Annotated in this window: 20 protein-coding genes and 1 tRNA gene; 5 read left to right on the top strand and 16 right to left on the bottom strand. The window is 44.6% G+C overall.

From position 1 onward, the window contains the following. Nucleotides 1-4: 4 nt before the first annotated feature. Complete coding sequence (locus RBH92_RS06575) at nt 5-1,087, bottom strand: GGDEF domain-containing protein (RefSeq protein ID WP_307933796.1); 1,083 nt, start codon at nt 1,085-1,087, stop codon at nt 5-7. A gap of 161 nt (nt 1,088-1,248) precedes the next feature. Here RBH92_RS06575 and RBH92_RS06570 point away from each other — a divergent pair, with 161 nt between their 5' ends. Further along, nucleotides 1,249-1,551 carry an antibiotic biosynthesis monooxygenase gene (locus tag RBH92_RS06570; RefSeq protein WP_292925480.1) on the top strand — a complete coding sequence of 101 codons (303 nt, stop codon included), beginning with the start codon at nt 1,249-1,251 and terminating at the stop codon, nt 1,549-1,551. Continuing rightward, nucleotides 1,551-2,735: an iron-containing alcohol dehydrogenase gene (locus RBH92_RS06565; protein ID WP_307933795.1), complete on the top strand. Its 1,185-nt coding sequence runs from the start codon at nt 1,551-1,553 to the stop codon at nt 2,733-2,735. Before RBH92_RS06570 ends, RBH92_RS06565 begins: the two co-directional genes overlap by 1 nt. Before the next feature lie 65 nt (nt 2,736-2,800). Here RBH92_RS06565 and RBH92_RS06560 read toward each other — a convergent pair whose 3' ends face one another. From RBH92_RS06560 to aroQ, 5 genes are all read right to left on the bottom strand, one after another. Continuing rightward, nucleotides 2,801-3,607 (bottom strand): zinc-ribbon and DUF3426 domain-containing protein, encoded by an 807-nt coding sequence (locus RBH92_RS06560; RefSeq protein ID WP_307933794.1) that lies wholly within the window; start codon nt 3,605-3,607, stop codon nt 2,801-2,803. A gap of 85 nt (nt 3,608-3,692) precedes the next feature. Further along, nucleotides 3,693-4,610, bottom strand: coding sequence for a 50S ribosomal protein L11 methyltransferase (gene prmA, locus RBH92_RS06555; RefSeq protein WP_307933793.1), 918 nt, complete (start codon nt 4,608-4,610; stop codon nt 3,693-3,695). Nucleotides 4,611-4,642: 32 nt separating this feature from the next. Continuing rightward, a complete protein-coding gene (accC, locus tag RBH92_RS06550) occupies nt 4,643-5,998 on the bottom strand; it encodes an acetyl-CoA carboxylase biotin carboxylase subunit (protein ID WP_307933792.1) in 1,356 nt (451 codons plus the stop codon). Nucleotides 5,999-6,022: 24 nt separating this feature from the next. Beyond that, nucleotides 6,023-6,505: an acetyl-CoA carboxylase biotin carboxyl carrier protein gene (gene accB / locus RBH92_RS06545; protein WP_307933791.1), complete on the bottom strand. Its 483-nt coding sequence runs from the start codon at nt 6,503-6,505 to the stop codon at nt 6,023-6,025. Between the two features lie 123 nt (nt 6,506-6,628). Next, on the bottom strand, nt 6,629-7,084 hold the full coding sequence (gene aroQ, locus RBH92_RS06540; RefSeq protein ID WP_292925474.1) for a type II 3-dehydroquinate dehydratase: 456 nt from the start codon (nt 7,082-7,084) through the stop codon (nt 6,629-6,631). Between the two features lie 212 nt (nt 7,085-7,296). Between aroQ and RBH92_RS06535 the strand changes: the two genes are divergently transcribed. From RBH92_RS06535 to RBH92_RS06525, 3 genes are all read left to right on the top strand, one after another. After that, nucleotides 7,297-7,372 (top strand) — tRNA-Thr (locus RBH92_RS06535). Between the two features lie 645 nt (nt 7,373-8,017). Further along, a complete protein-coding gene (tnpA, locus tag RBH92_RS06530; RefSeq protein WP_307931618.1) occupies nt 8,018-8,449 on the top strand; it encodes an IS200/IS605 family transposase in 432 nt (143 codons plus the stop codon). Nucleotides 8,450-8,520: 71 nt separating this feature from the next. Further along, complete coding sequence (locus tag RBH92_RS06525) at nt 8,521-9,153, top strand: PEP-CTERM sorting domain-containing protein (RefSeq protein ID WP_307933790.1); 633 nt, start codon at nt 8,521-8,523, stop codon at nt 9,151-9,153. Nucleotides 9,154-9,295: 142 nt separating this feature from the next. Here the strand turns inward: RBH92_RS06525 and RBH92_RS06520 are convergent, their stop codons facing one another. From RBH92_RS06520 to RBH92_RS06475, 10 genes are all read right to left on the bottom strand, one after another. Beyond that, nucleotides 9,296-12,406: a type III restriction-modification system endonuclease gene (locus RBH92_RS06520; RefSeq protein WP_307933789.1), complete on the bottom strand. Its 3,111-nt coding sequence runs from the start codon at nt 12,404-12,406 to the stop codon at nt 9,296-9,298. A gap of 125 nt (nt 12,407-12,531) precedes the next feature. Further along, nucleotides 12,532-14,178, bottom strand: coding sequence for an RNA-binding domain-containing protein (locus RBH92_RS06515; RefSeq protein WP_307933788.1), 1,647 nt, complete (start codon nt 14,176-14,178; stop codon nt 12,532-12,534). A 10-nt stretch (nt 14,179-14,188) separates the two neighbouring features. After that, nucleotides 14,189-16,072 (bottom strand): site-specific DNA-methyltransferase, encoded by a 1,884-nt coding sequence (locus tag RBH92_RS06510; RefSeq protein WP_307933787.1) that lies wholly within the window; start codon nt 16,070-16,072, stop codon nt 14,189-14,191. A 17-nt stretch (nt 16,073-16,089) separates the two neighbouring features. Then, complete coding sequence (locus RBH92_RS06505; RefSeq protein WP_307933786.1) at nt 16,090-16,779, bottom strand: DUF4391 domain-containing protein; 690 nt, start codon at nt 16,777-16,779, stop codon at nt 16,090-16,092. A 1-nt stretch (nt 16,780) separates the two neighbouring features. Continuing rightward, nucleotides 16,781-20,050, bottom strand: a complete 3,270-nt coding sequence (locus tag RBH92_RS06500) for a helicase-related protein (protein WP_307933785.1) — start codon at nt 20,048-20,050, stop codon at nt 16,781-16,783. Nucleotides 20,051-20,450: 400 nt separating this feature from the next. Continuing rightward, nucleotides 20,451-21,104 carry a hypothetical protein gene (locus tag RBH92_RS06495; protein WP_307933784.1) on the bottom strand — a complete coding sequence of 218 codons (654 nt, stop codon included), beginning with the start codon at nt 21,102-21,104 and terminating at the stop codon, nt 20,451-20,453. Nucleotides 21,105-21,139: 35 nt separating this feature from the next. Next, nucleotides 21,140-21,511: a hypothetical protein gene (locus RBH92_RS06490; protein ID WP_307933783.1), complete on the bottom strand. Its 372-nt coding sequence runs from the start codon at nt 21,509-21,511 to the stop codon at nt 21,140-21,142. Then, complete coding sequence (locus RBH92_RS06485; RefSeq protein WP_307933782.1) at nt 21,508-23,934, bottom strand: DUF3987 domain-containing protein; 2,427 nt, start codon at nt 23,932-23,934, stop codon at nt 21,508-21,510. The genes RBH92_RS06490 and RBH92_RS06485 overlap by 4 nt, the downstream gene beginning before the upstream one ends. Nucleotides 23,935-23,938: 4 nt before the next feature. After that, a complete protein-coding gene (locus tag RBH92_RS06480) occupies nt 23,939-24,169 on the bottom strand; it encodes a helix-turn-helix domain-containing protein (RefSeq protein ID WP_307933781.1) in 231 nt (76 codons plus the stop codon). A 130-nt stretch (nt 24,170-24,299) separates the two neighbouring features. Beyond that, the gene (locus tag RBH92_RS06475; RefSeq protein ID WP_307933780.1) at nt 24,300-24,938 is read right to left on the bottom strand and encodes a hypothetical protein; all 639 of its coding nucleotides are present in this window, start codon (nt 24,936-24,938) and stop codon (nt 24,300-24,302) included. Nucleotides 24,939-24,959 lie beyond the last annotated feature (21 nt).

Genomic DNA, 24,959 nt, shown 5'->3' with positions numbered 1-24,959 from the left:
AACGTTAAAAGAAATCGATAGAACCGCTTTCCTTATTATCTTCGATGCAGCCGCTTTCAAGCAGTATTTCATGAAAGTGCAGCTGGTTCTTGCCATTATGTTTGGCATAATAAAGCGCCTGATCGGCTCGTCCTAGAATCTCCGAGGCTAGATGGCACATCCCGCTGATCAGGGTTGCTCCAATACTCACGGTAATCGTATTGATCTGCGGAAAACGGTAAGTTTCAATTTTGGTGCGGAAGCGTTCCAATATTTGATAAGCATCGGCTTGGTCAGGCGCATGAAAAATCACCACGAATTCTTCTCCGCCAAAACGAAACAACAAATCCTTTGACCTGAAATTCTGCTTCATCACATAAGAAAGCAACAGCAAAACCTCGTCTCCCATCACATGACCGAACTTATCGTTGATCGACTTGAAATTATCGATATCGATAATGGCCAAGCAAAATTTTTCCGTGCCGGTTTTGGGTCTCCTCCGGTTCCGGTTACTGGTATCTTGATACCGGCCAAGCTCGGCATTCAAGATCAAAGAGCTGATCTTATTGATGTTCGCTTCGAACGTTTGGCGATTCAACAAACCGGTGAGTTTATCCTTCTGGCTTTCATCCAGTAAACTGCGGAAATTATGCGTGATGCTCAAAAGACTTGTAATGATCAGCATCTCGCCTTCCGTGAGCATATGCGGCAGCTCGAAAGTCAGCATGCTTTCAATTTTACTGGCGGCCAGTACCGGATAAATCACCAGAAATTTTTCTGATTGCAAATGAATATAAGGTTTTTTTGTTGTTTCCACCCACAATTGCGCTGACCGGATCTCATCCGGAATAATTATTTCCGAAGTATAAATTTCCTGGGATTCGGAAAGCTGCCGTTTATTGCCATCTTCAATCAGTTTGGCTGAATAAGCGGACAACCAGCATGTCTTGTTATCCGGATTCAGTTTATACATCGATATCTGGTTGACTTTTAAAAGCTCAGCTAATGTTTTCAGCAGGCTAAGCTCGAACAATTCAATGTCGCGAATCGTCGTTAAGGAGACTAAGCGATTGAGCAGAGAAGGCGTGCCGACATCTTTATTTGTCATGAAAATGCTTGAAAATTGGCGAGACGAACGTAAACAAACAATAGTAATTTTACTTAAACGGTCAAACTTCAAAATACATAATAGCCCGGCAAAAGCCATCGTTTACAAAACAGGATTTTAGTACAATACAAGCCGTCCAATATTCACGAAGGAAAGCGGTTATGTATGTAACAATCGTCTATGCATCTGTTAAACCGGACAAAGTGGAAGCTTTCAAGGAAGCTTGCCGCGTCAATCACGAAAATTCCATTCGCGAACCGGGTAACTTGCGTTTCGATATCTTGCAATCCGCCACCGATCCAACCAAATTTGTTTTTTACGAAGCCTACAAAACCCAGCAAGATGCCGCAGCCCATAAAGAAACCGCGCACTACCTGACGTGGCGGGATACCGTCGCGGATTGGATGGCCGAACCGCGTCAAGGCGTGCCGTATCAAGGTTTATTCCCGGAGATCGCCGGCTGATGTTCAATTTCTCCGTCTCCCGGCTGCCCCGCATTGAATTCGGTAGTGGAACCATCGGAAAATTACCGGATATCCTCTCCAGTTACGGCTCACACATTTTACTGGTGACCGGTGCGCATTCATTCATCAATACCGGCGGCTGGAACGTTTTGCTCGGTGAACTTAAGCAACGTTCGATTACCTGGCAACATTGCACGATTGCCGAAGAACCATCCCCCGAATTGGTTGACGATCTGGTCAAGTCATTTGCGGGTGATTCTTTTGACGCCGTTGCCGGTATCGGCGGCGGTAGTGCGTTGGATGCCGCCAAAGCAATAGCGGGATTATTGAAAATACAACGTTCCGTAATGGATTATCTGGAAGGCGTCGGCACCGAATTGCCCTATCAAGGCCCTGCGGTACCGTTTATCGCCGTACCCACAACTGCCGGCACCGGCAGCGAAGCGACAAAAAACGCGGTACTCAGCGTACAAGGTAAAAACGGCTTCAAAAAGTCGTTCCGTCATGACAAACTGGTTGCTGAATACGCCATCGTCGATCCCGATTTGTTAGCCAGTTGTCCGCCTGGCGTAATCGCCGCCAACGGCATGGATGCGATCACGCAACTGCTGGAATCGTATGTTTCCACCCGATCTAACGCCTTTACCGATGCGCTTGCGATCAGTGGCTTACAGGCCGCGCGCGATGCGTTAATGCCGCTGTATCGCCAACAAGGCGAGTTGGCCGGGCATCGCGAAAAAATGGCCTATGCCGCGCTGCTCTCGGGTATTACCTTGGCGCAAGCCGGTTTAGGCTCGGTGCATGGCTTGGCTTCCCCGCTCGGCGCTTTTTATCCGATTCCGCACGGCGTTGTTTGCGGCACTTTGGTTGCAGCCGCGACCCAGGTAAATATTGAAGCCATGCTCGCGCGCGAGCCGAATAATCAAGCACTGGCAAAATATCTGCATATTGCCGAGATACTGTGCGAAAAACGGTTTATCGATCCCGCCGCTGCTTTTAGTGCGCTGATTGATAGACTTTCGCGATGGACTGACGAACTCAACTTGCCGAGGCTTTCGCATTACGGCTTGCAACCGGACGGTTTAAACAAAGTTATTGCCCACTGCCGTGGTAACAGCATGAAAACTAACCCAATCGTGCTCGACGACCAGGAAATTCATCAACTCTTGCTGGCGCGTTTATAACGATTAGAAAACACAGATTGCCGTAGCTGTTACGGCAGTTTGCATGTATGAATTCCGCTGCGCTGTCAGGGGTAAAACAAAAGCAGGCGATAACCCAGCGCACTTAGTCCGGTACTATCAAAGTCCAGGCGTATCTCAATTTCCTGTTGCGCCGCAATAAACAATCGCTGCTTATCTCCTTCTTGCAAATAGTCATCCGCCGTAAAAATCCGGCTGGTGATAACGTTTTGCTGCGCATCGAGCAATATCAGGTGTAATGCCGGAAAAGCTTGCGGGAACGGCGCGGTGTTATGAATAATCGCGCGCATGGTCGTGACTTCGGGTTGACTTGCCGGATTCTTTTGCAAATCGGACGACTCGATGCCGATTTGCTGAATATCTTGCGGATAAGCGACCGTGCAATTAAGCAGTTCACAAAACCGTTCCAAATGAGGCCTGAAATGCGGTGCGAGAATGGTCAGTTGCGTCCGATAATGATGCGCCACCTGGCCAAACAACAGCAGCAATAACATCACGCTCGCAATTCCCCACATTGGCGACAATCGCTTGACCGGTTCTTCATCGTCGAACAATCGATCAGAAGGATCCCGTATATCCGGCTCACTTGCGAGAACGGGTACTGGATTAATGGCTTTGCTCGAATCCGGATTGATATTAGCGGTTTCAGCGGATGAGTCAGGCGCAGCATCCGGTTGCGGCCGGACGGTTAGCGGATATTCGATGGTTGATTCATGCGCGGTAATCAGAGTGGCGAAACCGTTAAATACCCGCTGACATTGCCCGCAGCGGACATCACCGCCATGTGCTTGGAGTTGCGCCGCATTGACACGAAATGTCGTACTGCAACTCGGACAGCAAGTTACCAACGCCATGTAAGACTCGCTGTTTTGGATTGCTTGTATTTTAATGACTGGTTATTGAAACGCATTGGCCATCAACGTTTTAGAGATCATTATTTCATCTTTTGCTGCCCGTTAACAACACCCAGCCTTCTTGCACTGCCACCGTGTGCATATCAAACCATTGCCGGTAAACTTGTTTGACTTCGTCAGCTTGCTCTTGAAGTATTCCTGACAATACGATATCCCCTCCGGCGCGCACCGCGCCAGCAAGTACCGGTGCCAGCAACATTAATGGATTTGTCAGAATATTGGCGACGATCACATCAACGGGATGATCCGGCGATATATTTGATCCGATCGTATGCTGCGGAGTCACAAAACGAAATTTCTCAGGATCGCACTGATTTCTTAGCGCATTTTCCTGGCTGGCTTCAATGGCTTGCGGATCGATATCGATACCGGTCACATGCGACGCACCCAGCTTTAGCGCGGCGATGGCGAGTATTCCGGAGCCACAGCCATAATCAATCAGTTTGCCGCCGGGACTCAGATTCTGATCCAACCAGCCTAAACATAATTGCGTGGTGGGATGGCTGCCGGTGCCAAAAGCCAATCCAGGATCAAGAATTAGATTGATTGCCGCAGGATCCGGAGAGGAATGCCAGGTCGGAACAATCCATAGCCGCTGAGAAATCTGAATCGGATCAAACTGTGATTGCGTCAGGCGTACCCAGTCCTGTTCTTCGATTCGTTCCAAGTGATACTCGAGATCTTCACCGGATGGCATGATACTCGAAACATTGCGCAAAACTTCTGCAATATCCGCTGCTTGCTCGAACAGCGCCGAGATCTCCGCATTTTTCCAGATTTCACCGCTAGGCTCACCCGGTTCGCCGAACAGCATTTGCTCGTCTTGCGTATCGGCAGCGGCATCGTGAATTTCGACGGACAATGCGCCTTGTTCCAATAGTGCATCGCTCAGTGCTTCAGCATGTTCGGCATCCGTTCTGATAATCAGCGTAATCCAGGTCATGCGTCAGCAGAAATCAATGAAAAAATCGCGCCTTAATCGGTTTTATTATGCAACGCCAGTTTTTGTTCCAAATAATGAATCGAAAAACCGCCGCGCAAGAATGTGGCATCGTTGAGTAAATCCCGATGCAATGGAATATTGGTCTTGATGCCGGCCACGACCATCTCCGACAATGCGATCCGCATGCGCGCGATGGCCTGTTCGCGGGTATCGCCATAGGTGATGATTTTTCCGATCATCGAATCGTAGTATGGTGGCACCATATAATTATGGTACACGTGTGAATCAACCCGTACGCCAGGACCACCTGGCGCATGATATTGCGTAATACGGCCGGCAGAAGGCGTCAGTTTGTAAGCATCTTCTGCGTTGATGCGGCATTCGATCGCATGCCCTTTAAACATAATATCTTTCTGACTGACCGGCAGCGTTAAACCGGCTGCCACGTTGATTTGCGCTTGCACGAGATCAATACCGGTGATTGCTTCAGTAACCGGATGTTCAACTTGTAAACGGGTATTCATTTCGATGAAATAAAATTCATTGTTTTCAAAAAGAAACTCGAACGTACCGACGCCGCGGTATTTGATCCGGCGGCAGGCATCGGCACAGCGCTCACCGATTTTATTGCGTAATTTCTCCGGTATGCCAGGTGCAGGGGCTTCTTCGAGAATTTTTTGATGCCGTCGTTGCATCGAGCAGTCCCTTTCCCCCAAATGCACTGCATTGCCGTGCGCGTCGATCAACAATTGAAATTCGATATGACGCGGATTCTCCAGAAATTTCTCAGCATAAACTGTCGGGTTGCCAAATGCTGCTTGCGCTTCATTGCGCGTCATGATGACTGCATTCGATAGTGCCGCTTCGGTATGCACGACTCGCATGCCTCGGCCGCCGCCGCCGCCAGCAGCTTTGAGAATGACAGGATACCCGATTTCCTTGACAATCTTTTTTACTTCATCGATATTGTCCGGCAATGCACCATCGGAGCCGGGAACGCACGGTACACCGGCATTCTTCATGGCATTCTTGGCACTGACTTTATCACCCATCAAGCGGATCGTTTCAGGCCGAGGACCAATAAAAACAAACCCGCTTTTTTCAACCCTTTCAGCGAAATCAGCATTTTCGGACAAAAAACCATACCCTGGATGAATGGCTTCAGCATCGGTGACTTCCGCAGCGCTGATAATGGCCGGAATATTGAGGTAACTCTGTCCAACAGGCGCAGGACCGATACAAACCGATTCGTCGGCTAACATCACATACTTGGCTTCCGCATCCGCTTCGGAATGGACAGCTACCGTTTTGATGCCCATCGCGCGGCATGCACGCTGAATCCGTAGCGCAATTTCACCCCGATTCGCAATAAGAATTTTTTCAAACATGATTATCTGATCTCTCTCAGATATTTATTCGATAATAAAAAGCGGCTCGCCGTATTCCACAGGCTGTCCGTTCTCAGGCAGGATTGCTTTAATCACGCCGTTTTTATCCGCTTCGATTTCATTCAGCAGTTTCATTGCTTCAATAATACACAGCGTATCGCCCATTTTGACACTTTGTCCGATTTCTACAAAAGGATTGGCACCCGGTGAAGCGGCCCGGTAAAAAGTTCCAACCATCGGGGATTTAACAATATGACCATCCAATACGGCTTTAGCAGTCGATGCAGCCGCATCCGGCGCATCGGTATTTCCCGGATTTGCGGTCGTCGCGGACTGTGTCGCAGCTTGCATCATGGCCGGCATGGCTTGCGGCATAATGGCATAATTCTGCACCCCGGAACCCGGTTTGCTAATCCTTACTTTCTCTTCACCTTCCGTAATTTCCAGTTCGGCAATACTTGATTCTTCAACCAGTTCAATGAGCTTCTTTAGCTTTCTTAAATCCATTTTTCAATCTCCCGAGGTAATGCCTCGCTCCAAGGTCGTTTTATCAACAATTCGTTCGTAGTGAAAAAACCGCAACATCACACAACTCCTTGACATTGCAAAAAGAAAAAGTTTACAAATCTATCAGTAGGAAGTCATGGCATATTCCAGCGCCAACTCGTATCCTTTAGCACCCAGACCACTGATGACACCGATCGCCAAATCCGAGAAATAAGAATGATGCCGGAAGGTTTCGCGAGAATAGATATTCGATAAATGCACTTCGATAAAAGGTAGTCTTACCGCTGCAATCGCATCACGCAACGCGACACTGGTATGCGTGTATGCAGCCGGATTGATTATGATGAAATTCGTTCCATCCTGCATTGTTTGCTGTATTCTTTCGATCAAAGCTGATTCCGCGTTATGCTGAAAGAAATCCAGCTTAAAGTCAGTATTTTCGGTTAAATTGCTTAATTTTCTGTTAATATCTTGCAAAGTAATTCCGCCATAAATCTCCGGCTCACGAACCCCCAAAAGATTCAAATTGGGTCCATGGATAATCAAGATATTTTTTACGATTGCTTTCGTAGAATCCATTTGTGAATTATGGACTGTTGCGACTAAAATGTACAGTTTTTTGATGAATATCGCCGAACTTAGGCGAAGATTATCAAAAAACAGTAAATCTGAAAAACTTCATAACGATTAAGAAATAATTTGGTTTACAGCGTTTGATTCAGAACAGCCGCTCTTAACTATTTGCCCGTAATTCCCCAACCATCTATAATAGCCAGCTTCGTTTTTCCAAAGCTGTTGTAGCTCAGTTGGTAGAGCAACTGATTCGTAATCAGTAGGTCGGAGGTTCGACTCCTCTCAACAGCACCAAATAATCAATAAGTTATACAATACAAACAATCGAAAATCTTCTACGGGGTTACACAGGGGTTACGTTACAAAAAAAAAACGACAAGCAATAAAATTACTCATAAAAGCAGATCATTAGATAAATATTTATTTTTTCTAAAGTTTTTCCTGAGTATTCCGATATAGCAAATGCGTTTACCAGAACGCCATTAAAAACAATGCTTCATAATACTCCATCAGTCAGCCAAGGTTCGCGGATGGCCTTGGTTGACTACTCCAAACAAGTCGCAGCTAATTGATTTAATGTAATACATTCTCACTGCTGCAACACAATCTGTACTTTTCCTTGATACCCTTCTCATATCCACGGCAGTAATGTTTCATGGGTGGGCCTATCATAAGCCATTGAAATACAATGCACTGAGGGCTATATACCCCGAAAAATAAATGATATTTGGCCTATATACAGCATAGATATTTAAGCCTAGCATAAGAATTTTAAGAGAATTTGAGAGCAATGAGGCTGTTTGGTTAGGCGATTTGACGTAATGAAAATCACTGCAAGGGGAATAGCATGAGAGCATTTATTGTCCATCATAAGGTTAAAACCACCGGCTTCAGCCGGTCAGCTTTAGCTGCGAGAATATGCCACACAGGAGGTGTGGCATGGATTATAGATATGGAAGTCATACGGTTTATCAGATTGAATATCATTTTGTATGGGTAACGAAGTATAGATATAAGATTCTGAAGGGAGAAGTAGCAGAACGAGTACGAGAGTTGGTTCGTCAGACGTGTGAAGCATTTGAAATGAGAATTGTACAGGGTGTAGTAAGTAAGGATCATGTGCATATTCTGGTGAGTTGTCCGCCGGAGATGGCTCCGAGTGAGATCATGAGGCGGCTAAAAGGACGAACATCGAGCTATCTGTTTGAAGAATTTCCTCACTTGAAGAAGCGGTACTGGGGAAGGCATTTTTGGGCGCGAGGGTATTTCTGCGTGACAGTAGGTCAGATGACAGAAGAGATGATCAAACAATACTTGGAGCATCATTTTGAGCCAAATCCAAACGACAATTTTAAAATGGAGCCGGAATAAGACGCGTCGTTTAGTCGACGCGTATCCGGACTTTCAGTCCGTAACTCAAACCCACCGGCTTTAGCCGGTGGTTGTTTAGTACAAAAACATTTTTTGCTGGAGCTGTAGTCATTGGAACAGTGTCCACAGCTAATGCAACACTTGAATCAAGACTTGACGGCAAAGCTTATTATGATACTGAGTTGAATATAACCTGGGCCGCTAACGCTAACATGCATGGCGCGGGGAATTGGAATTATCAGAATGCATGGGCAAGCAATTTAATTATTGATGGAGTAAGTGGCTGGAGATTGCCAAGCGTAGATGTGAATGGGGACAATATTATTGTAAATTGCTCCGGAGGAGGAGTTGCTGGATGCTCAGATAATGAGATGGGCTATCTGTATTGGGAAGAAGGCATATCAGGCTCTACACCGGGGCCATTCAGCAATATACCGCCAATTAACGCATATTGGTCTGGTACAGAGTATTCGACTATTCCGTATTTTGCTTGGTACTTTCACTTCAATGTAGGTGCTACACTTTTTGATGGAAAAATAGATTTATTGTTAGCATGGCCGGTTCATGATGGCGATGTTAATGTATCAGCTATACCCGAACCTTCCACCTACGCGATGCTGCTGGCTGGTTTAGGCGTGCTGGGTTTGATGGGGTACGTCGCAGAAAAAAGATTACATAGCTTAGATCCCGCTTGCATCCTCTAATGACTGATATCTGTTTATCAGAAAAGTAGGCAATTTATCTTGATCAAGCTTCTCTATGTCTGCTTCAATATATTTGCTCAATACAAATTCTATAAACTCTTGTTGCTTGCTATTGAGCAATAGCAAAATGGTGGCTCACACATCAGAAATTATCCAGGAGAGATTCAGCAACCACATCCATCAAGCGCCCGTAGCTATCAATCACTTCGTATTTGACCTTATCGGTTGAGATACGCTGGTTTATCTTGTCAAAAAACTTCCGGGCGCACTCAATCTTTGTTTTCTCTATCTCGCGCAACTCCATTGAGGACATGCCACCCTTGGTTTCTGCCACGAAATAAATGTATTTCATGCTACCTTCCTTAAAGGAAATAGCCCAGTCAGGGTTATAATCGCCTACAGGAGTAGGTATCAGGAAACCTCTGGGCAACTTGGCATAGACGGTAACTTCTGCGCTGGTATCCAACTCTTTCACAAAGTCGCGTTCGATTGTTGAATCTGTAATCACATAATCGTAAATATGATTTTTGAGCTTATCCGTTGCTTTAGTGAAATCCTGTTTACTCTGGCCAGTAGTAAAAATGCTCGTATCATAGCTTCCGACCACTTCATCATAGCTCAGGCGCTCAATGATAATCGTGGCCTTTTGCTCGTTAATCAGGCGTGAAGCCTCAGCGAGGAAATGCTCAGGATTTTGCCTGAACTGGCCAAAAACGGCAGACTCTATGCCTTTGAAAATTTCGGCGAGCGTTTTGCGCGTTAGCTGTACATTTTCTGCAATTTTGCCCAGCAGGTCATATTTGACCGAAGAATGAATGGAGGCGTTATGCGCTTCCGTAACCGTGTTTTGTATTTGAAATCCTTCGCCTGCTTTAAGTTGGCTATCGGTAATTTGATCCCCCTGAATACCTGTCTGGATGGTGTATTGCAGGGGAGAAACGCGCAATTCTTTGTTCAAGGTATTGATGCAATTTTCAATCAGCTCTGCTGAATCAAATTCCACGCGATAAACGGCTTTTCGGTTGATCCGACTCCAGAGCTCCTGAAACTCTTTCTTTTCGAAATTGGCATTCAGGGGATTGGTTTTCGGTTTACGATCATCCCCAATTTGCGGCAATTGACTTGTGCTAAAAACGCTATCAATCAGCAGGAAGACCTGTTCAGCGTGAGGGGCAAGCTCTTCCGGTAGTGCAGCCAACTTTCCTTCTGCTTTTGCCGCATGGTATGCGGCAACAATCTGGTCTGCCTCATCGGTATAGTCATTTTTCAGCAGATATTTGTATATCTGCCTCGCCATTGCTGGTGTTACTTGCAACGTGCCTGTTTCGGTTTTGATGATTTTGCCTGAGAAGAAAGCTTCATCCGCCTTGCGGGGGCGGGCCGATAGGGCATCGCTGATTTCAGCTTGAAGGTTTGCCACAAAGTTCTTGTAGCTTTCGCTGGCAACCACGGTCAGGACATTGATTTCATGTACGGTGGCAGGATGATCCATTCGGTCACCATTCTGGTTCACGGACAGGCGTAAGCCACGACCAACCTCCTGGCGGCGGGAAATAGTGTTGTCGCTATGCTTCAGCATGCACATGACAAAGACGTTCGGGTTATCCCAGCCTTCCCGCAAAGCCGAGTGCGAGAAGATGAAACGCACTGGTTGAGAAAACCTTAGTAGCTCTTCTTTTCTTTTCAAAATCAGGTCATAAGCATCCACATCATCGGAATCCACGGCTTTGGAGCCCATTTCCGGGTCTTTCAGGCGCCTGGTTTTCTTATCAATCGAGAAATAACCTTCATGGGTTTTCTTCGTATCAATATCCGCCAGATGCTTGCGATAGACTTCATTATCCAGTGCTAATTCACCCAGATACTCAGCTTTCAGCGCTTCATACTCTTCTTCAAAGATACGGGCGTATTCGCCTTGTTCATCAGGCTGGCTGTAATCGCGGTATTTCACCACTTCATCAATGAAGAACAGGGATAGAACCTTGATCCCTTGAGAGAAAAGCTTTTGCTCCTTCTCTAAATGCGCCTTGATAGTTTCCCTGATCTGAATACGGCGTATGGTGGCCTCGGTAACATCGCCTGTGGCTTCACCAGCCGTCAGAACATGGCCATTAGTGAATTCCACGGTGTCCTGGTTGTAATCAATCTGGGAGATAACGAAACCCTGATATTGATCTAGCTTGTTGGAAAGATCATATAGGTTCTGGCCTTTGCTCAGGTGCATAACCTTGCGTTTGATTTCCCCGCCAGTCTGCTTGATTTCCATCTCAATCCGCGCCCCGGGCGCTTGCTTGGAAATTTCGATGGATTCCAGATAAAGATAAGCACTGCTACCTGCCAGCCCCTTCATGGAAATGCCACGCACAGCGATTTTCTTCACCAGTTTCTGGTTATAGGCATCCAGCGCATCAAGGCGATGGATTTTATTATGCTGGGTCTTGTGCGTCGCGGAATAGCGAAAAATAGCCAAAGGCTTGAATTTCGGCAAGGCTTCCAGCGTGGCCTTGCCCTCCATTTTCTGTGGTTCATCTAAAATCAGGATAGGACGATTGCTGCTAATCACATCAATTGGGCGGCGGGATTGAAAATCATCCAGTTCATCATAGATACGACGGTTATCGGCACCTTTGGCGGCAAAGGCCTGAATGTTAATCACCATGACGTTAATGCCAGCATCCGATGAAAAGCTTTCCAGATGGTGAAGCTGCTTGGAATTATAGATAAAAAATCGCGCTTTCTTGCCATAGGTTTCAGTGAAGTGGTCGGCGGTAATTTCCAGCGATTTATAAACACCTTCCCGGATAGCAATGCTAGGAACCATAATAATGAATTTATTCCAGCCATAGCGCTTGTTCAGCTCAAAGATAGTTTTGATATAACAATAGGTTTTTCCCGTGCCTGTTTCCATCTCAATATCGAGATGAACGCGCGAAGCCGCCAAGGCATCGCGCTTATAAGTGACGGGAGCAAGAACGCTTTCCTTTTTGCCATTCAAAACAGTAAAATCCGTAAGTCCTGATGAAAAAGGCAGGTTTTGCCGTTTTTGGACTTCATGAATATTTGTCAGAATTTGACTATCAGTTAGCATCAAATCAGCATTCTTGAAGCCCATTTCATCCAGATTGAGCAGCAGTTTCTTGCCGGGATCAATACGGTATGTCGTACCAGTGCTATAGGGCTGACCTGCAAAGCAATCCACCACAGATTCCACGGCATTGGTCTGGTAAGGCTGGATTTTGAATTTGAGCTTCATGCGCCAGCCAATCCTTCCTGGTTACATTTATTTTGCAATTTATTTTGCAGAACAAATGGCAAGGCTTTGATCTGAATTGCATTATTTATTTTGCAATAAGATAAATAACTGGATTTATTTTGCATTTATTCTGCAAGCCTCCATTCAGGGATTTTGTTTGAGCCATGATTCTTGATTTTTCCAGACCTTCTTAGGTTACTGAGCAAGTTACTAATTTTGTAATTTTTCTGAGAATCGTCGAGCGCTTCGCTCAAAATCTTCCAAAGGAGAGTCTCTATGTCCTTACGTGAGGCTGAGCCATGTTTCTCAAGATAATCTAAAATCAGTTTTTGATAATGCGCGTCGTGCTGGGCACGTGTACGAATATATTCGGCTTTATGATCCGTTGCAGCGGCTACAATTGCAGAGACATGAAAGTTTGGTTTTCGTCCTTCAATCAATTTTGCACGGCGCAACCGATTGATGGCTTCATCTGGAATTGGGCGGTTTTTCTGGACGCGGTCTAAAGCCAGAACATCTTCAAACGGCAAATCGGCTTTCTGCATCAACATCTGACTGTAGGCTGGATCAACCTCCCCGCCATAAATCATCATGCGGACAGTATTAGCTTCTAATGGGTCGTAATCGGGAAGAGGAAAATAGCGTTTTGCTTGCCCTTTGTGCATACGGTGAATGCCATAGCCCATTGTATCAATCATGCCCAGTTCGACCATTGCCTGAACAAGGAAGGGATTGCGGTAGCGGTGTGGTGTTTTCTCTCCCAGAACATAATCGTCAGGCTTGCCTTCGTAGAAAGAGCCTTCGTTCTCAAAAATCAGCTTGTCAGACTTTTCAATGACAACAATACGCCCGCAGCGCGTATAGTCCTGATGCGCTATGCAATTATGAAGAGCTTCAAGCACAATGCTTTGGTCATATTTTGATACTTCATGCGGTACAAGCTGCCCGGCAGGAAGTAACCTGATCTGGATATTGCGGATTTTTTGGTAAAGCTGTGTGGTGGTCAGCAGGAACGGCGTACTGAAATGTTCATACGCTTGTTCTTCTCCTTCCAGCTTCCATGTCATCTGTGCTGGATGTGGGGATAAAAGATAGGCTGATTCAGCTTTTCCTAAAAGAAGAAGCGTGGTGCGAGTGATTTGTCCATTTTGCGTCAGTTTTGCACGGTCGAGAAAAGTTTGCAGTGTCCATTCAGCCATTTCTTCAGCAGCAAAACGATTTGCGTGTTTCTGCGCAAACAGCCTACGGGCTTTCTGGATAGCCGTTTCATCCAAATCGGCAAATGTGGCATTCGGCACAATTTGCGCCGACCAGTCGCTGGCTAGGGTTTGTTGACGAATTTCATCGAGTTTATCCAGACCAAGCGCATCAATGCTTTCTCCAGCGCGTCCGTAATAATGTCCGTTCCAGGCAATTGGAATGCCACGAGGGGCGGCGGGAATTTCAAGCATCAAAACGCGCTTGCCATCAACGAATATTTCATGGATGTTTCTGAATGTAACACTTGGCTCTAAAGCTTTAAGTTCACTCTTTAGCTTTTGAAGCTCTAGCGGGTCAAGGCGATAGTGCGTCCCTTCAATAGTTTTTGTTTTGTTGTTAACGCCAAAAATTAGCCATGCTTTTTCACGACTGCGAAGGTTTGCCTCATTGGCGAGTGCGGAGAAATATTTCCCGATCTCACTGATTGAGGTTAAGCCCTTAAACTCCACCACTTCGTTTTCCCAAGTGGCGATCAAAGTATTAAGCAAATTTTCCAGTGCAGCTTGATCCATACGTTACCCCTTAAATGGATTTCACATCAGTACCGGGGGAAATTTGCTTGAAGATTTGTTCTGCATTGATTTTAACGTCATCATTAGTGAAACCGTTATCGCGGAAAACCACACGCAGAGGGTGAAAGACTGCCAGTTCTTTGATCAGCTCTTCGGTAATATCGTCATCAAAACAGGCCACTAAATCATAAGGTTCTTCATTGACAAAAAAGACGGCTTTGCCCTGGATGGTTTGCTTGGTAATCGGTAGAGTCAAATCAACGCCCCAATCCAGCAGCACCTGGAACAGCAAATCTTCAGGAGTGCGATCCGGCTTGATATTATCTACAGCGAACGGAAGGTCATTTTGCTTCACACCATCCGGCGTGTAATAGACCTCGGCCATATTGGACGTGTCGATTTTCAGGACACGAAAGCCAATATCCATTGGTTTGATTGCTTCGTTTTTGCTGCGGATTTTAATCGCAGCTCTTCGTAGCCTTTCTTTTGTAAGTTCAGCTATATTGCGAGGCTTTCCTAGCTTGTCGCAGAAATCAGCCGCTGTCTTTTGTTCTCTATTTTCTGGTGCTAATACTTCAGGTATCTGTACCAAAATGAACTGTCTATTCCCGCTGTCCTCTGCGTTCTGGGACATGACCGCGTGAGCAGTAGAACCTGAGCCTGCGAAGAAATCGAGAACAATATCGTCATGTTTTGTTGTCTGCTCTACAAGTATTTTCATCAGTGAAACAGGCTTTGGGAAGCTAAATACCCGCTCACTAAAAAGATCCTCCATGTCAGATGTGCCGTCGCGGGTGAATATCCCTTCACCGATGATCGTAGAGAAACCTGTAAAATCTGACTCTAGTTCACTCAAAAATGCCTTTCTGCGTGGGCGGCCTTCGGGATTAGTTGGCCATAAAATGCGATTCTCTTCAATAAGATGAGCCATTGTACTGCGCTCATAGCGCCAACCCATACGGGGACAACCATAATTAATCCCTGTTGCTGGATTGATTAAATCGTAATGTAAGTTTGGGCGGCGGTCGGCTGTAGCAATTCCTACCATGTTTGCGCTCGCCCAATCACCGCGCGTATCATTATCAGAGTTTGAGTACTGATCTTTGTTTCTTTCTTTGCCTCTAATTATTTTGCCGTAGCACAATATGTATTCGTGATCTACAGACGCTCCTGTGACAGTTCGATTGTCGATATTCTGTCGACTCTTCCAAACAAAACATGCAATAAACTTATCGAGACCAAAAATCTCATCGCACATTTTTTTAAGGTTACTAACCTCCTCATCATCTATGCTAATAAAAATAGTGCCCTCATCAGAGAGAAGATTGCGAGCCAGGCGTAATCTTGGATAGATCATGCTCAACCAATCGGAGTGGAAACGGCCATTCGATTCTGTGTTCGCCACAAGACGGTTTCCTTGTTCATCTTTCTGATTGGAGCGCTTCAAAAACTCATCAGAATTTTCGGCAAAGTCATCCTCATAAACAAAATCATTCCCTGTGTTGTATGGCGGATCAATGTAGATCATCTTAACCTTACCCAGATAGGTTTCCTGAAGCAGCTTCAAAGCGTCAAGATTGTCGCCTTCGATAAACAGGTTTTTAGTTGTATCAAAATCCACGCTTTCTTCGCGGCAGGGACGCAGGGTTTTGGCGATCGGTGCATTGGCTGTCAGCAAGGCTTCGCGTTTGCCGGGCCAATTTAGGTGATAACGCTCCTGCGGCCCTTCCACGATGGAATCACTCAATTCCTGCTTGAGCTGATCAAAATCTACAGTCAGTTTCAGCTTGCCGCTTTCATCCCGCGCTTCGGTTACGCAATTCGGGAAAATTTCACGGATACGGGCGATATTATCTTGCGTCAAATCGAGGGTGTGCATTTTTAGTTTTTCCATCGTATTTTTCTCGTCACTTATCCCGTTGCGGTTACGGTAGTCAAGGTTGCAATCTCATGCTTGATATTACGGATTTCTGCATTGATTTCCACCTTGCGATTAAATTGCTTTTCCTTGTTTAAACGAGCTTCTGATTTTTCCAATTCACGCTGCTTGGCACGAATTTTTTCCATTCTCGCAACTCTGTCTTGCAGATGTTCTTTCCCGATTGCCGGATAAGGCATTAGAGGGGAAAGCAATCTTTCGTACAATGCTCCCAAGTCGAGTGCAACTGGCAGCGGTTCACGCATCGTATCTTCAGCTATCCATTCCGTGCTGAAATATTCGCTGACTACCCATTTGGTGCTATCCGCCTCACTCGGGCGTTTATAGCAGGCAATATTCTTGCATTTGCCGTCAAAATACAGCTCAAAGATAATCGGGAACGGGATAGCCTTATCAATGCAGCGCAGAACATCTTCCTTCAGCTCACCATTTTTTAATGTGACATGGAAAATTTGAATTTCTGGTACAGCGCGGATAGCGGTCAAGTTGATGGTTTCTGGAGCCAGTTTGTATTTCCAGACAATCTGATCGACTTGCTTAACGAATAGCTCTTTTAGTCCTGTTGTGGGACTGGCATATTCATAAATCTTGTTTTTGGGCAGAACACGCCCGAAAGCAGCTTTGGCTGGGTAATCAAACAGAGTAGTTACGCAATCATCCATTTTATCCAGCCTCTTGCACTACAAGGAAGGCTATCAGTTCAAAATCATCCAACCCTGATATGGTATTCAATAGGGCTGTGGTTCTGCCGCCAGAGAACAGGCTATCGAGATCTTTTTCTTCCTTCACGTCGATCATTGAGCGGATAGCTTTGCTCAATAGATCGGAATGTACAGCCATATTGCGCCCATCGGCTGTTTCTTCGTTGAACAAGCGGCATAGAGCGGCAATCGGCTCATGGTAGCTTTTGCAACTTGTGCGTACCAGATCGAGCAATTTTTTGGCTTCAGTGTGGTTTGCAATCACTTCACCGTCTTTGGCAAGATAAATCAGGTAATAAGGATGCAGGCGGTTTTGTTGATTGATATTCACGCCATCATTGCGATTTTTCAGCGCAAAAATGACACCCGGTTTAAGGCCAAGCTCTGATTGAGCTGGAACAATCGCGTGCATTCCCTTGGGTGCATCGGCTATATCGCCATGTTCTTTGACGTAATTCAGTAAATCCATGCGAAAATCGTTCAAGCCTAGGTCTGTGATGGACACGCCAGTTTTTACATCTTCCAGCTCAATTACTTCATCCTGAAGGCGGCGGAGCTGTTCTTTGCGGTAGGAAATATCGCTGCTTTTTGCAGTCAGAACATTATCATCCCCTGTAGCCGTGACATCCGCAATCACCATACGGTTTTCCACGCGCTCTTTCAGATTGATATATTCATCCAGTGTTATATCCGGCCAGTAGTTGACAAGTTGGATCGTGGAATTGGGGGAGCCAATACGATCCACGCGCCCGAAACGCTGGATAATCCGCACGGGGTTCCAGTGGATATCATAGTTTATCAAGTAGTCACAATCTTGAAGGTTCTGGCCTTCGGAAATGCAGTCTGTGCCAATCAAAATATCGATCTCACCCACTTCTTCCGGCATAACCATAGCCTTTTCTTTTGAACGCGGAGAAAACAGTGTAAGAATAGATTGAAAATCATATCCCTTGCCAAAAGTGGATTTAGGAGCATCCTTTCCAGTTACTTTGGCGGTATGCAGGCCACGGTGCTCAAGAATGGTTTTTGAAATATTTTCATACAGATAATTAGCGGTATCCGCGAAAGCTGTAAAAATCAGAACTTTCTTATTATTGCAGTTAATCGGGTTATCAATCTTCCCGAATACATGCTCCCGCAGATGCTGCAACTTGGCATCATCTTCAGGTGTAATTTTTATCATTGAGGCCAGAAGAGCTTCTATCAAGGCCATGTCTGCGGCTAGATCATGTCTCCATGAATCTACGTCCATATCGCTGAGGCTGATTTGGACTTTTCCTCCTACTGCTTCACTGAAATCGGAGAAATCATCTTCTTCTGCCTCAAGGTTTTCAAGGCCAGCCGTGAAATCCGTTACTTGCATAGCTTGATCATTCTCTTGGAAACGATCAATCGTCTCAAGCGTATCGGTAATGTTGGATTGCAGAGCGCCAAGGGTTAATCTGAAAGCCTCAACGGAACTTTCTAGGCGTTTAAGTAAGTTTGTAGTCATCAATGCCTGCAAGCTGCGTTCGCGGTCAGCTTGACGGAACCGATTTTTTCCGCCTTCCAGTTCTGTATCATAAAGATCTTCATATTTGCGAAGACGGCTGGGCAGGATATAGCTGATTGGCGCATAGACAGCCAGCTTCAGAAGCGAAAGCTGGCCAAAAATCTCATTAAAACCCATGACATCGGTTCGATGTGTCAGTGGGCAATGGAAGGATAACGGTTTTCTACGTTCAGGAAATTTACCAATATCCTTAGTATCGTAGAAAGTTTCGATATGCTTGCGCGAGCGGGCAATTGTTACACTATCTAGTAATTCGAAGAAATCGAAATCCAGTGCATCCAAGATAGTACGCGCTGTTCTTTCATCCGGAGGGAGTTTTGACCAGACATTGAATGCAGCTTGCGCTCGGCGGAATATCTCTTCGATACTCCGTTTTGTTTTGAGTTTTTTATTCAGGCTTTCGGAATCGCCTTCATAGGCAAGCGCCAACTGGTTTCTTAAATCGCTGAAACGGTTGTTGACAGGGGTTGCCGAGAGCATCAGAACTTTGGTTTTTACGCCATCACGTATAACCTTGTTCATCAGTTTCTGATAGCGGGTCTCTTTTTCCTTATAGGCTTCATTGTTTCGGAAGTTATGAGATTCATCGATAACAACCATATCATAATTGCCCCAATTGATTCTGTTCATCGCTATGCCATAGGACTCACCGGATGTGCGAGATAGATCAGTATGGCAAAGTACATCATAGCCAAAACGATCCTTGGCAAAGATATTGGTCTTCAGGTTTTTGTTATAATTCAGCCAATTATCCGCGAGTTTCTTTGGGCAGAGAATCAGCACTGATTTATTGCGTAATTCATAGTATTTAATCACAGCCAATGCTGTGAAAGTTTTCCCGAGGCCGACGCTATCGGCGAGAATACAGCCGTTATAAGTTTCAAGTTTGTTAATAATGCCAACAGCGGCATCCCGCTGGAAATTGAAAAGCTTTTGCCAAATCAGGCTGTCCTGATAACCGGTGCGATCATTCGGCAGAACATCTTCGTCAATTTCTTCCAGAAATTCATTGAAGATATTGTAGAGGATCAAGAAGTAAATTCTTTCAGGCGAATTTTCCTGATAAACAGATTCGATATGGTCGCAGATGGCTTCTGTAACATCTTCCAGTTTTGTCGGGTCATTCCAGATTTGCTCAAAGAGCTGTAAATATCTACCCGTATGCGCGGGATCGTCCAGGCGATTGACAAAGTTTGATATGGCATCGCCTTGTTGGTAGCCAAGGTCAACTGCTGTAAAGCCGTGCAGCGGGGCATACGCAATGTTATTTTCTAGCCCTTGGATGCAGATAAACTGTTGCATCTGGGCTTTGGATTTATTGGATTTGAATTTCGCTTTTTTCCTGACCCAGGCGGCACATTCACGGGCGATTGCTCTTTGCGTTAACTTGTTTCTCAAGTGAATCTCAAAATCAGAGCCATAAAGTGCATTTTCACGGCTGGCTTTAGGGATAAAAAATTCCCGTCTTTCCTTGCGGATTTTGTCTGTGACTTCATTGGGGATGAAGGTCGGGGCAGTGAAGATAAATTCCAAGGAATCAATCTTGGAAAATTCAGACTTTAGAGCTTCATACGCATATATGGAGAAACATGACGCCGCAATTTTTAATCTTGCATTCGAGCGAATGGAAGACTTGATATCATCGCCTAGCAACGAAGTAATGTTATCGATGATTTTCATTCTTTTGAATTCTTCTTACGTTCAAATGCACCGCCAGCTTTTATCCACTCAATCTGCTTCATTTTTTTGGAATTTCCAAAGATGAAGATTTAGCGTGAAACTTTGATAAGCTCGCTGGAAATATATATCAACCGTTCTTTACTGATATTATCCTATTATTTACTCCCTCAATAAATTTTATGGCATTAGGTGTCAGCATTTCACAAAGCAATCCACCGATCTATGGATAATGAACAGAACCTTATGTGAAACAATTAGATAATCTGATTCTAAATTAACAAAATTTGAAAAAACTTAAATAATCAAACCAATAGCATTCTTTTGTTCTCTTAACATTTGTCTGATCTCTTTTTGAAGTTTGCACATTCCATGCTTATAAGCATTCTGGCTTGATCTGGCTTTACCGGTTGGTGTCTTTGCTCCGGTCGATTGTTTCCACGGCCGCCAATTCCTGATTAGCTCCGCTTGCCTCAATCGTTCCTCTGGTGTCCAGTGTCGCATTGTTGTCCTCGCTTAATAGTTCGTTTGATGGATTTTTTGTTTTCCCCGCGTGCATAGGGAATTGGTTGCCGTTATTGATCTGCTGGTGTCCCTGCGAAATATTGGCTTGTTTGGCAAAAACTATCGGCGGGTTCTTGATCGTTGCCAGTATTTCTGCGGTGCGCGCGCATTGGGCTTGTGCTTTCAGCGCCAGCCGCATGTAGGTTTCTGCGGATTTGAGAGAATTACCCATAGCATGGGCAGATCGCAATGTAAGAGTATTAAAAACTGTATTTAGTGTTACGACTTGTGCGGTTAGCGTGGCTTCCAGTTCGCTTAAATCACCTGCAATGATCTTCTGTGATTTCTCTTTCATCACTTCAACAGCTTCAGTAATATCAATCTTATCTAAATTGGTTGCGGCCACGACTTGCAATGTAAGAGCATTGTTTATGAGCGGGGATAGCTGTATTTCTGTTAGCTGACGTATTTCACTCTTGCCTTCTTCCTTCATGATTGTGAGTTTTTGTGCATTTTGCTTTGAAGATGCCTTGGCTTTATTTCTTTCAGTCATATTTAATCCCTATGAATTGATTCTGACTTATTACCTTATTGAATCTGTGCTTTCTGAATTAATTCCAATAGCAAGAATGCATCATATTTTTCTCGCGGTATGATCATTTCAAAGGTTGCCACGTTGCGAATTGCCATGCTCAAAATCGCATTATCAGGATCACTTTCTAAATCGGTAATAAATGCCCGCTGTGAATCTGGTTGCTCTGCCAGCATCGTTAATACCTTTTGCCGTCTGTATTCAGGCTTCAAATCTGTGATTGCACAAATATTTTTTTCAATATTCCCCTTATTCGCACTGCCAAAACTGACAGAAGGGGCTTTTGGCGGTTTTGGCAGTTCATTCGATGGGGTATTATTAAAATTTTCATCTCTTTCGAGTTGTTTCAGCTTTGATAAATAATTCATTCCTTCACCTCATTCAAGGTGTAAATTTTAGTAGGTCTGCCACCTGTTATTATTTCCGATTCAAACAAGTGGCAATAATCAACTAGCAGATCAATTGCACCCTGTGCTTTGGCGGGCGTTTCTAATCCTGTCCAGCCTTTTCGGTATATTTCCCGCGCTGTAAAAGGCTTATCAGGCTTGTTTGCTGATAACCGTTTCAAAAGGTTTTTGGCTGCATCAATATTCGGTCTGGCTGCAAAGCTATACACGCGCCGTGCATGACTTTCTAAATATTCAGCATAAGCAATAGCACGAAGCAACGATTTTTCATCAACTGCTCCATAGCCTTGATCACACAAGTGATTGATTAATGCGAGTGAGGGTACTAACTTTCTATATTTGGAAAGGTGCGATACAAACGACTCATGTTCTTCACCTGAACGCAATCGACTTTCAAGATTCCTACGCCATTCATAAAATAATGCCTGTGCTTGATTGTCAAAATGCAAGAATGGCATTTTGCAGTATTCATCCGATTCTGCACCAATCTCAAACAGATTTAGATTGTCTAGCTTATCAATCAACTGGTGCATAGTGTCTTTAACACCAACATCTGGATAACGATCTACTTCTTTCCAGTTTTTGGAAATATCAGGATAAACCATTAAGCTGAAACGCTGTAATAAGCCATCTGCACCAGCGCCGCCGCCTACTGCATCACGTACATATTGATTTAACACGCCCGGCTGTATACCGCCAATGATTGATATGCAAAGTGCTGGCACATGCAACGCTTTGCCGCGCCCTATGCGGTCAAATGTATAACCCTTATCACCATCAGCAGCCGTTAGATAAAACGCTCTAGCAGCTTCCTGTCCATTGCTATCAAGCTGCTTTAGTAAGCCTATGAGCTCATCTGATTCGATTAATAAGCCATTAGGGTTTTCTATGAGCAAGTCACCCAGTGCTTCATAGGTGCTGTTGTTTGTTATGTATCGCTTTAAAAATGGCGTGCCCTCGATTTCGACGGGCTTAATTAATTCTGATACATCGGCATTAGGGTCTTGTTTTAATTTTTGTCTAGCTGCTGACTTATTAGCTGATTCTTTAATATCAGCAAGTGAAGCAGCGGCATTAAAGTCAGCTTGATCTTTCGCATATCTCTCATATGCATCAGCAGCCAATTTCTTAATAGGTGCTAATGCAGCAGCCTGTGCAGGGCTTTTAAGAGTGCCTGAATTTCCAATACTCGCAGCCCATAAATTTGGGGTAACCGTCCAGTCATCATATTTCATAGGTCGGATACCTAATTTGCGTCCAATGACAGCAGCTAACATTACATAAACTGTGACAGCTAAATAATCAGGCGGGCACTGCATTCGTTGAGCGATATCATTGGTATATCCCCGTGCCATGCCGGGCAAATATTGAAAGTCAAAAGGCATTACATTGGGCATGTCGGGTAGCGGCTCAGGTAATATTCGAGGCTTTGTGATTTTATCTAGGCAGTGCTTTACAGCGTCAATGCCATGAGATTGGTATAAATCATTAAAGTCTTTAAAACCGTTCGGCCTGTTATCTCCAAAGTCTGGAATAGCTACATAACCATTTACTGATTTAGCGGCTTCTTTGGCTTTTGTAAGTCCTGGATTTCCTTCAGTTTGATAGTCATCATCTGCACAGATAATTATTTTTATATCTGGAAATTTATTGTGAGCAAATTTCGCAGCATCAACTAACTTACCGGCATTGAATGCCACAATGACAGCATAACCAGTCGCTTCATGAATACTTGCGGCAGTGGCGAATCCTTCAGCAATGCACGCAAAGTCTCTTGGTTTCCCAATACGGAAGTAGCAATCTTTCACCTGCCCATCGGGCATGAATTTCTTATGACCATCAGCATCAATATATTGCAGCGAGCAAATTTCACCGGTTTCGTTATAAAGCGGTATTATTAAACTCCCCTTATACACCTTAATGCCATTTGCCTTTATGTCCTTATGCGTCAAATATGGGTGTTCCGTTACTGGTGTTGCTTCACCCCATATTTTGTTGGCTTTAATCTTGGCTTCTTGGTGGATTCTGGCTTTTTCAGCATCGCGTTTACGATGCATTTCTGCCATTCTTTCATGGTTTTCAATCTTTTCGGTTTGTGTTAGCTCCCGTCCAATGTTCATGCACCATGTATATGTTTCGCCTGTTCTCCAATCGCCAAAAGCACCCGCTGGAATGCCATCACCATGAAACACGTACCAGCAGGATTTGTTTTTACCAAACCTATGAATTTTATCATCCACAACCAACTGATCCGGTGGCGTTATTCCTTTGGATTGCATGTCGCTTTGGGCTTGTTCAACTATTTCAAGAGCGCTATATGCGTTACTCAAGGCAAATGTTGTATTAGCATCTGTCTGCAAGCGGGCATTTTCATTTGTATGCATGAGACTACACCTCCCCGCCGTGCGTGCGTCGATCAATAAAAGCATCAAGCGCAGATTTGCGATATTTAACAAGCCGCCCAACTTTCACAAATGGGATGTTATAGCGCCCAACACACCGCCAAACGCTGAGTGTATTTTCGGTTACGCCGATATACGCGGCTGCCTCTGGTGGGGTTAGTAGTGGATCGGTAGATTGATTTTTAAGAATTGCTGTTACAGCAGAATGCGTTTGCATAATAAAACTTCCTCATGTTTGATTAATGCTGAAAAAATCTCAGCACACATGAGAAAGTCTAGATTATGGTTTTAATGCTTTGTCCTAACTCGGATTTCAGCAATCCGATTTCGGATAATCAGATTTGATTTTATTCGGATTCTTCAACTAAAATTTTTTTAGCCTCTTTGAGTTTTTTGGCTATGGTGTCATCACTTATTTTGATACCTTGCAGTTCGGCGGCTTCCTGAATTTTCTTGGCTAATTGATATGGTTGGCTTAGATCATCCCCATAGCCATTTTTCGCCATAAGGCCGATGATAGTTAACAAAGTATTACGTTCGGTGGTAGCGAGTGGTTTTTCTAACTCTACTTTCTTTGATCTAAGATTCAATAAATCTTGTGCAGGTATATCGGCATTGTCGCAATTAGTTTCAACCCACCAACTAAAACCATATGGATACACAACTTCTGCCAATGGAGGGCCATCGTATGTTATTATTTCAATAGAATTTTTTGGTGAAAATGTAATCTCGCCACCATTTGGCGCAATCTTGTCTCTAGGTATTTGGACATATCCTTTGAACGAAAAAGTGTCCTCCCAGTCAACTGTTGGATGCTCGGGATGGTCATAGCAAATACATAAATCAACTCGCCCATCAAACCATGTACATAAGCGAATATCGCCATGCCTTGCAAGTGTCAGCACATCCTTGTGAGTTATTCTCTGTCCATGTTCTGAAGTTAGAAACTCCGCCGCTTCTTCAATACTGTAATATCTCTTAAGCATTATGCTCCTTATGAGGTATTT

It is taken from the genome of Nitrosomonas sp. sh817 (genome assembly GCF_030908545.1).
Taxonomy (GTDB): Bacteria; Pseudomonadota; Gammaproteobacteria; order Burkholderiales; family Nitrosomonadaceae; genus Nitrosomonas.
Note: the sequence above shows the minus strand (reverse complement) of the source record. Positions and strands in the feature narration are given on the sequence as shown.